This is a genomic window from Niastella vici (genome assembly GCF_002077945.1).
GTDB lineage: Bacteria > Bacteroidota > Bacteroidia > Chitinophagales > Chitinophagaceae > Niastella > Niastella vici.
Window position 1 is genome coordinate 58,517 of sequence record NZ_LVYD01000070.1, and the last position, 9,757, is coordinate 68,273.

7 protein-coding genes are annotated in these 9,757 nt (G+C 49.2%); 6 read left to right on the plus strand and 1 reads right to left on the minus strand.

Annotated features, from left to right (window positions below):
- Window positions 1–21: 21 nt before the first annotated feature.
- Window positions 22–891 (minus strand): aldose 1-epimerase family protein, encoded by an 870-nt coding sequence (locus A3860_RS30715; RefSeq protein WP_081153923.1) that lies wholly within the window; start codon window positions 889–891, stop codon window positions 22–24.
- Window positions 892–950: 59 nt separating this feature from the next.
- On the opposite strand from A3860_RS30715, the gene A3860_RS30720 reads away from it, so the two are divergent.
- The 6 genes from A3860_RS30720 (at window position 951) to A3860_RS30745 (ending at window position 9,051) form a co-directional block, all read left to right on the plus strand.
- Entirely contained in the window at window positions 951–1,583 is a 633-nt protein-coding gene (locus tag A3860_RS30720) for an MgtC/SapB family protein (RefSeq protein WP_081153925.1), read from the plus strand.
- A gap of 119 nt (window positions 1,584–1,702) precedes the next feature.
- A complete protein-coding gene (locus A3860_RS30725; protein ID WP_081153927.1) occupies window positions 1,703–2,953 on the plus strand; it encodes an ABC transporter permease in 1,251 nt (416 codons plus the stop codon).
- A 129-nt stretch (window positions 2,954–3,082) separates the two neighbouring features.
- Window positions 3,083–4,120 carry a tRNA (adenosine(37)-N6)-threonylcarbamoyltransferase complex transferase subunit TsaD gene (gene tsaD / locus A3860_RS30730; RefSeq protein WP_216823548.1) on the plus strand — a complete coding sequence of 346 codons (1,038 nt, stop codon included), beginning with the start codon at window positions 3,083–3,085 and terminating at the stop codon, window positions 4,118–4,120.
- Between the two features lie 60 nt (window positions 4,121–4,180).
- Complete coding sequence (locus A3860_RS30735; protein ID WP_081153929.1) at window positions 4,181–4,894, plus strand: tRNA1(Val) (adenine(37)-N6)-methyltransferase; 714 nt, start codon at window positions 4,181–4,183, stop codon at window positions 4,892–4,894.
- A 378-nt stretch (window positions 4,895–5,272) separates the two neighbouring features.
- Window positions 5,273–6,181: a hypothetical protein gene (locus A3860_RS30740; RefSeq protein WP_081153931.1), complete on the plus strand. Its 909-nt coding sequence runs from the start codon at window positions 5,273–5,275 to the stop codon at window positions 6,179–6,181.
- A 44-nt stretch (window positions 6,182–6,225) separates the two neighbouring features.
- Window positions 6,226–9,051: a CHAT domain-containing tetratricopeptide repeat protein gene (locus A3860_RS30745; protein WP_158085418.1), complete on the plus strand. Its 2,826-nt coding sequence runs from the start codon at window positions 6,226–6,228 to the stop codon at window positions 9,049–9,051.
- Window positions 9,052–9,757 lie beyond the last annotated feature (706 nt).

Genomic DNA, 9,757 nt, shown 5'->3' on the forward strand with positions numbered 1-9,757 from the left:
GAGAATGATGATATTTCAACATTAGTATACACTCACCGTCCACGTCCGCGTAAACGTCTCATTCGAAGTAAGCTTATTGATCCCTTCCTTATCTTCCAGTTGCTGATTGGTAGTTACGCTGTCGGCAATACCGCACCAGGGTTCTATACATACAAAATCGGCGTTTTTGGCGGCCCAAAGACCAAGAAATGGAAAACCCGGAAAATCGAACCGGAAGCCATGGGTTGTTTTATCGGACCCCAGCGTTACAATGGAAGAACTTATGCCCTTCAACACCAGCGCATCCTGCTGAAACAGGTCTTTCGACAGGTTCAACCGGTTGGTGTTTTCCAGTAATGGCAGCGGGGCTATTTCAATCAATCCATCCGGTGAAATGGGCCAGCGGGGCGCGGTTTCTGTGTGGTTGAACTGTAAATAGTAATCGGTATATGCAGTGCCCGGCACCAATGGTATTTTAAAGGCGGGGTGCGCGCCCACAGAAAAATACATTTCTTCTTTCCCGGCATTCACTACTTCATAAGTCACCGCCAGCGAATTTTCAAACAAGGTATACCTGATGCGAAACTCAAATATAAAAGGATACACAGTTGCGGTTTCGGCATCGTTGCGAAGCAAAAAAGTAATGGTGTCCCCATTGTGTTCCTCTACCGCAAATTGTTTATCGCGCGCAAACCCATGCCGGGGCAGCTGGTACGGTTTTCCTTTATGGAGGTAGGTATTATTTTTTAACGTGCCTACAATAGGAAACAAGATGGGCGAATGTTTGCCCCAAAAGGCCGGGTCGCCCGCCCACATATAATCTAATTGATTTTCCTTATGCACCAGTTGTGTAAGCTCCGCGCCTTTGGCATTGATAACGGCTTTGATCTGTTGATTTTCGATGATAAACATGCCCGAAAGATAGGCAACAAGTTGGTATCTTAGGCCAGGAAATTAAAACCGGAACCAACATGGATACGCTGGAAATAATTATTAAACTGCTGATCGCCGTGCTCATCGGCGGCATCATTGGCGCCGAAAGGGAATACCATAATAAATCGGCCGGCCTGCGCACGTTGATGCTTATCTGTCTCGGTTCGGCCCTGTTCACGATGTTCTCGATGGAAATTGGTTCGCGCACTTCACCCGACCGTATCGCCAGCAATATTGTAACGGGTATCGGTTTTGTAGGCGGGGGCGTAATTTTTATGGGTGGAACCGGCATATACGGCGTTACCACTGCGGCCACTATTTGGGTCACTGCCGCCCTGGGTATGGGTGTGGGCGCCGGCCATCAGTACATTGCGCTGGGTGGCTGCATCGTATTGGTGGGCGTACTGAACGCATTTACGGCTATTGAAGACTGGATTGACAAGATCAACCGCCTGCACACGTACAAGATCACCTGCCCCTACCACGACCAGGTGTTTGAGAAATATGAAACCCTCATGAAACAATACCATCTTTCTTTCAGAAAAAGTAAGCAAACCCGCAATCATACTACCTTTTCCGCCACCTGGGATGCCGAAGGCTCCATGAAGAACCACAACGCGTTCATCCGTCATATGTTGAACGAGCAGGAGGTGGAGCGGTTTGAATACTGAACGGGCTATTTAGTATATTCAATTATCCTTTTCACGATCATTACCCCATCCTTCAGCTTAGGCAACCTTTTAACACGGAAGCTATTTCACAATCAGGTGAATCATGTTACATTTACGCTATGCGTCGCGTACTCGAAATACTGGGCAGTAGCCTCAACCTCACCTGGCAGGAATTTAAATCGCACAAGATCCGCACCATGCTGTCGCTGACAGGCGTGGCCTTTGGCATCTTTTGTATCATCAGCGTGCTGGCCACGGTCGACAGCCTCGAGTACCAGGTACAAAAAGACATCAAGGCCCTGGGCTCAAATACCGTGTACATCGACAAATGGGTGTATGCCGGTGGTCCCGATTACCCCTGGTGGCGCTATGTAAAACGCCCGTCGCCCTCCCATGAAGAAATGCTGCTGCTTAAACAAAAAGTACCAGCCGCCGCCAATGTGGCCTTCAATATCAATACCAACAGTTATGTGGGGTACGAAGATGATGTCATCAACAGCGTGAACTATTACGGCATTACCGATGAATTCGTGAATATACAACCGGTAGAAATTGAGCAGGGCCGTTACCTGCAACCTGCCGATTACGATTTTGCCGCCAATGTGATCGTGATGGGCAATACCATTGCCGAAACCCTGTTTGGCAAAGCCGAAAAAGCGGTGGGGCAAACAGTCATCCTGAAATCGGGCAAACGCGCCCAGGTGGTTGGCCTCATCAAAAAGCAGGGTAAAAGTTTTGTGGGTGGGTGGGAATACGATAACAGCATTCTGATGCCCCTGGGTTTTATGAAAGAAATGGTGCGCGAAAAGAACAGCAATCCCATCATTATGGTGCAGGGCCGCGAAAATGTGCCCATGGCGCAATTGCGCGATGAGCTGGCCGGCGCCATGCGGTCGATCCGCAAACTGAAACCCACTGAAGAAGATGATTTTGCCCTCAATGATATTGACGCCTTCAGCAGTTTTGCCAGCAATATTTTCAGTGGCATCAACAAAGGCGGCTGGGCCATCGCCACCCTTTCGCTGGTGGTAGGCATGTTTGGCGTGGCCAATATCATGTTTGTGACCGTGCGCGAACGCACCTCGCAGATCGGACTGAAAAAAGCCATTGGCGCCAAACGGTCAATGATCCTCACCGAATTCCTGCTCGAAAGCGCCTTCCTTTGCATCATGGGTGGGTTGTTCGGGCTTTCCATTGTATTTATTCTCACTCTGGCCTCCAAGGCCATCTTTGGCTTTACCGTGTTTATAGCGCCCAACATCCTGGTGCTGGCCATTTCCATTTGTATCGTTGTAGGCGTAATGGCGGGCATTATTCCGGCATCAATAGCAGCGAAGATGGACCCGGTGGTTGCTATAAGGTCCAAATAAATTCGATAATGATAATGGAATACAACCTTCCCGAATGCTTACGCATGAACTTCGATTTTATTGGGACTGCCCGAAATTGAAGCATTATCAAATTAGCTAATTATCACATTATCATATTAGCTTTGCGGCGTGAGTATTACAATTCTAGCAATCGAATCATCATGTGACGAAACGTCGGCCGCCATTATTCGCGACGGCGAAATCCTTTCCAATTTTATTGCCAATCAAACCATTCATGAACAATATGGCGGTGTGGTGCCCGAGCTGGCTTCCCGCGCCCATATGCAAAATATTGTGCCGGTAGTAAACGCTGCTTTACAAAAGGCCGCTTCGCAGGCTGGTGAGAACGGTAATGATACGGCAGCCTTCCTGCAATCTGTAAACGCCATTGCCTTTACACAGGCGCCCGGGCTCATTGGGTCCTTACTGGTAGGCGCCCAGTTTGCCAAATCGCTGGCCCTGGCGCTCAATGTGCCGCTCATTGCCGTACACCATATGCAGGCACATGTGCTGGCCAACCTCATCGAAGACCCCAAACCCGTGTTTCCCTTTCTCTGCCTCACCGTAAGCGGTGGCCATACCCAGATCGTACTCTGCGAATCGCCGCTTTCGCTCAAAGTGATCGGCGAAACCATGGACGATGCCGCCGGCGAAGCTTTTGATAAATCGGCCAAATTGTTAGGACTGCCCTACCCCGGTGGCCCGCTCATTGATAAATATGCAAAGGAAGGGAACCCTAAACGGTTCAAATTTCCCGAACCGCAAATACCGGGACTGGGTTTCAGCTTCAGCGGGCTCAAAACCGCCATCCTGTATTTTTTGCAGGAGAACACCGCAGCCAATCCCCGTTTTGTGGAAGAGAACCTGGCCGATATCTGCGCCTCCATTCAGCACCGCATCGTTTCTATTTTGCTGAACAAGTTAAAGGCCGCGGCCCTCACCACCGGTATCGATCAGCTTTGTATTGCCGGGGGCGTATCGGCCAACAGCGGGTTGCGCAAAGCGTTTACCGAACTGGGTGAGCAAAATAACTGGAAGACTTTTATTCCTGCCTTTCAATACTGTACCGATAATGCCGCCATGATCGCCATGACGGCGTACTATAAGTATCTTAATGAAGAATTTGTGGATTTAGGAGCCAGTCCTACCGCCAGGGCAGAATTCTGAGTTTATTAGTTAGTTCACTGGTTAACTTATAAACTAACTCAAAAACTAACAAACTTTATTGTGGCCAACTCATATTTTCAATTTAAACAATTCACCATTCACCAGGACCAGGTAGCCATGAAAGTGTGCACCGACGCCTGTATCCTGGGCGCCTGGTTTTCGGCCAAAATACCCCAATACACTACCGTGCTCGATATAGGCAGCGGCACCGGCCTGTTGATGATGATGCTCGCTCAACGCTCCCAGGCCGCGATCCATGGCATCGAGATCGACCTTACTGCCTATAAACAATTAAAGGAAAATACCAGTCAGAACGACTGGAAAACGCGCCTGAAGGTATTTCCGGGCGACGCCCGCAGCTTTAGGTTCCCGATGCAATATGAATTCATTATTTCCAATCCACCTTTCTTTGAAGACGACCTGCAACCGGCCGATGACCGCGAGCAAACAGCCAAACACAGCAAACACCTTACTCTCGACGAACTGGTGCAGGTGATCAGCGCCAACCTGCAACCCCATGGGGCTTTCGGCATTCTGCTGCCTTATCATCGCTGGGAATATTTTAACCAACTGGCTACCGGGGCCAGTTTCTCACTCACCGAAAAACTCTTCGTACGGCAAAGCCCGGGCCATCCTTTTTTCCGCGCCATCTTACATTACACAAGAACGCCCGACGATTTTGCGCCCACTTTCGAACTCACCATCCGGAACGCCACCGGCGGCTATACGCCCGAGTTTGTGGAGCTCATGAAGGATTATTATTTGTACCTGTGAGCAGGAGGTGAATGGTGACGTAAATGACGCCTGCTGACGGATCGGTGTTTTGCGCCCCAAATAATGAAATGGTTAACCAGCCCCTGAAGATACCGGAAAAACACCTATTGCAGGGCCAGCGGTTTTATCGTATTTTGTCACACACTAATATGTCAGCAATCCTTTCGTTCGAAAACAACACCATGAAAATCACCACCTTTTAACCACTGATAACCAGTGTTGTAAATAGCATCATAATATATATTCGTATAGTATGACCTAAAAATAGAATATTTGTTTATTCGTATCCGTTGAAATACGGTGATATACGCTGGTACCTGACCAAAACAAAACCTTGTTCTCATTTTTTTGGATTCCCGCGTTAAAACCGAAACATAGATGAAAAGCAAACTGAGCTACTGTTCAACATTGCTGCCCTTCGTATTGCTATTTGCGTTTGTTGCCTGCAACAAAGCAGACCATACAGACCCTGCCGTAGAAGAAAGTGTTGATACCAGCACTACGAACACTACGCTCCTAACCAGTACAACTACCTCATGTCTCTACGCCCCCAATTATGGGGACAGCATCCTTTATAAAAAGCCCACACAAAGCGGCGATTTTTTTGTTGCGCCCCTCAACAATTCCGGCATTGACGGAACCTGGCTCTCCTGGCCCGATGGGCTTAGTATGAACCGTACCACAGGTGTGCTTAACCTGTCGCAAAGTGAAACCGGCGTACGGTACAATGTTGCTTTTGTGAAAAAAGGCACTACCGATACCTGCGTAAGCCAGCTGATCATTGGCGGCATGACCTATCTCGATAACATTTATGTTATTTCGAATAACGATACCCTCGCCCAGCCGGTGTTTGACGCCAATCCCTTCAAGAATACCATTTGCGACGCCAGCAACGATAGCGACTATCCCGACAGTGCCGCCAGTGGTGATTCTAAATGTGCCTTCGACAATGCGGCGCCCGGCAGCAAGGCGAATGACCAAAAGCTGCGCGTTCGCACCAAAAGCGGTATCATTAACCTGAAAAAATCTTTGACCGATGGCCTTTTTGGTCCTGTGCTGAGGAATGGCGATTTTAAACAGATCCCCATACAGTACCGCCTCAACGATGCCAGCAATAATGCCATGCAGTCCATTACGGTAAAGGTGATGTATTACGATAAAGTATCGAGCATTCCTGCGGCCCTCATACAGGAAGTGACCAGCAAACGGCAGAGCTTTTTCAATTACCTGATCATAAATTATAAACCGCGGCCCCCGTTGTTGATCATTGCCGGCTTTGCCAATTAAAAATAGTTTCCGCTTTCTTTATCTTCGCCTAACCCATGGGAAAAATGGTGAGGAACCTTTTACGGCGTATAGTTTGGAAAGGCTGGCTGTTACTGGCCGGTTGGCTGGTTTGTGGTTACCGCACCGGTAATCCTGCCAATCCTCAACTAATAAGGGCACTGTACAACAGGGCCAACCACCTGTTTCACCTGCCCAACCCTACCGATGCCACCGATAGCCTGGCGCTGGCGACCTTTCAGCAAATGCTGTCGCTGGCCCAAAGCCCCGGTTCTGCCCCCGACTCCCTGCTCTTCTATGCTCATTTGAACAGCGGCATTTTACAGGATGTAAACACCAACTATGCACAGGCCATTGCCTCCTACCTGCAGGCCCACCGCATAAAAGAACGCAATGGCAGCTGGAGCGATTCGCTGTTGTATGAAGTGGCCCAGCATACCGGTTCGGCCTATTACCATTTGAACAATTTCGATTCGGCCAGTTATTTTTTGCTGCAGGCCGAAGCCCTGTCGCAACGCTTTCCGCATGTGCCCGAAAAAGAACGGCTGTACAACGACCTCGGCGTGCTGTATTATGAGAATGGCAACTATGTGCAAAGCCGCAACTATTTTACCCAGGCGCTGGCCATACTGCGAAAGAACCCGGCCGGCGACCCCGGCTGGGTGGTGAACATCGAGAACAACATAGCGGCTGTATGTTATAAGCAGGGTTTGTACCAACAAGCCATTACTATTTACCAAACCATACGTTCGCAGAAAGTATTTACCAACGAGATCACCATCAACATGGGCATGGCGTATAAAGCCATGGGCAATTACCTGCAGGCGCTGCACTGGTTTTACGGGGTGAACCCCACTGCCCTGCCCCGCGTGCTCAACGAGCTGGCACATACGCATTTATTGTTGCACCATGCCGATTCCGCGGCTTATTACCTCAGCCGCTTCAATAACCTGGTCCTTGCCCATAAAATACCGCCCAACAATACCTATTACGGTGTACATCAATTATACCTGGGCGACTGGCTGCTGCAAAATCAGCAATACAACAGGGCCCTTGCTGCTTACCAGCAGGCCATCATTGTATTCAGCGGGCATTTCAAAAACAGCGATCCCGGCTACAATCCCGATCAGTTCACCGGCACATTCACTTCATACCGCCTGTTCGACGCACTGTTAAAAAAAGCCGCCACTTTCGAAGTCTTATACCAGGTACAGCATAACGAAGCCCAACTGCAGGCCGCATTGCGCACCTATACCAGCGCCATTTCATTATTACGCTATATCGAAAAAAGCTATGATACCGATGAAGCCAAATTGTTCCTGAAGAACAACAACCAGCAGGCATATCAAAAAGCGGTAGGCGTTTGTATGCAATTGCATACCCTGCATCCCGGCGCGGGTTATGCGCAGCAGGCATTTGTGATCGCCGAACGCAACAAGGCTTCGGTCATGTACAGTGGCCTGGTTGAAAAAGGTTATCGCAAATTGCCCGGCATTGACCCGGCCTTAATGCAAAAAGAAAGAAATCTCAAATACAACCTGGCCAGGTTGAGCATCAGCACCGATAAAACAGCCGACAGCAGTGCCCTGGTTACCCTCGCCAATGAAAAAGCCGACTATGAAATACAACTGGCGCAGGTGCAACATGCCATTGAACAGAACAGTGTTTATTACCAACGTAAATACAGTGAGAACTGGCCCCGCCCCGATTCCATACAACAATTCATTACCGGCCAACAGGCCGTTATCAGTTTTTATTCGGCGGGCAATGCCTTGCATGTGTTCGTGATCACGCAGCACAACTTTAAACATACCCGCATCGATTCCTTTGCCACCATTCAACAAAATATTCGCGAATGGCTCACCGCTTTGCAAAACCCCGAAGCGGGCCGCCGGTTTAAAGGCGGAAAATGGGGGGAATTATTATATACCCAACTGGTAAAACCGGTGCAGGCACTGGCCGGTGATAAACCCGAATGGATCATCATTCCCGATAACATCCTGTATTACCTGCCCTTTGAATCATTACCCGCCACCCCGGGTGCAGCTGCCAAACCACTGATAGAGACTACAGAGATCAGTTATCAATTCGGTGCGCGGTTCATTACTGCCAATAGGGCCCGGCGCCTGCAGACCACCCCCCCGGCGGGCACCCTGGCCTTTGCCCCCTTTGCACAAAGCGGTATGCGGTTCCCGAACGCCACATATAACTACATGCAACAGCTGCCTGCCAGTGCACAGGAGATTGCGGGGGTACCCGGCTTGCAATTCGCCAACCAGCAGGCAACCAAGGCCCGGTTCCTGCAAAATATTTCGCAATACCCGGTTGTGCATTTGGCCACACATGCCATTGCCGACACTGGCAACAGCGCAGCCTCGTTCATTGCCTTTTATCCGCAATACCAGCAAACCACGCAGGATGCCCTGTACCTCGAAGAATTGTATGCGCTGAACATGGAAGCCACGCAGCTCATCATCATAAGCGCCTGCGAAACGGGGAACGGGCAGCTGGTAAACAGCGAAGGCGTACTGAGCATTACCCGGGGGTTTGCCTATGCAGGTTGCGCCAGTATGGTGAACAGTTTGTGGAAGGCCGATGATGCCGCCACCGCCACCATACTGCATCAATTTCATCAATACTTACAAAAAGGATATACAAAATCGAAAGCATTGCGACAGGCAAAACTCGATTACCTGCATGGCAATGCTTTACATAAAACCCCAGGATATTGGGCACATTTGATCCTTACCGGCGATACACAGCCGCTGATAAAAGCACGTATGGGCTACCGGTGGTTGCTTGTAACTGGCGTGGGGGTGGCAGTCTTGCTGGGAGTATATATACTTTTAAAAAGAAGAAAAAAGTCGACGTAGCTCACACAGGTTTACGGATTAAGAAATTGCTCTGATGTGTGTACTCCGGACTACAGTTTGAACTGCTTTATCCTTTGATCAATGACGTCGACTTTTAGAGGTTACAGCCCCGCATAAACGGAGATGAATATTTTATTTAAATTGTATTAAGAACTTAAAAGAGAGTAACCAGGCATCCATTGCTGGCCTGCCCGGTTACCGACTGAAAACTAAATCATTCAATGCAAATCAGGTCATTAACGCTTTTTCCAGGGGTGCTAATCAAACTTAGGGTTTAGGAACTTTATGCTTACTGCTTAACGCGGCCCTTAACACAAAGAAATTTCGAGGCTCTTTGCGCGGGGCGCCCGCTGAGCAGTTCAGCATTAAAATGTCTATCGACAATAACGTACCCGATGAATATCGGCACGTAGGTTTCAAAAAAAATTCGTGAAGAGGGGAACATCCAGGTTTCTCTGTCTCCCGGGCAAGCCGGGATCAGGTTTCCGATATCATGATCCGGTCTTCACGAATGCGAAGCTAATATTCGTGAAGATGGAACCACGCAGGTTTCTCTGTCTCCCGGCAGGCCGGGATCAGGTTTCCGATATCATTGATTCGGATCCTCACGAATGTGTAGGGATATTCGTGAAGACGGAACCATCCAGGTTTCTCTGTTGTGGTCGTAAACGCCACCCAGGTTTCCGATATTATGATTCGGACCTTC

Coding starts and splice junctions, on each gene's coding strand:
- A3860_RS30745 (WP_158085418.1), top strand. CDS start 6,226: ATGGTGAGGAACCTTTTACGGCGTATAGTTTGGAAAGGCTGGCTGTTA.
- A3860_RS30725 (WP_081153927.1), top strand. CDS start 1,703: ATGCGTCGCGTACTCGAAATACTGGGCAGTAGCCTCAACCTCACCTGG.
- A3860_RS30740 (WP_081153931.1), top strand. CDS start 5,273: ATGAAAAGCAAACTGAGCTACTGTTCAACATTGCTGCCCTTCGTATTG.
- A3860_RS30720 (WP_081153925.1), top strand. CDS start 951: ATGGATACGCTGGAAATAATTATTAAACTGCTGATCGCCGTGCTCATC.
- A3860_RS30715 (WP_081153923.1), bottom strand. CDS start 891: ATGTTTATCATCGAAAATCAACAGATCAAAGCCGTTATCAATGCCAAA.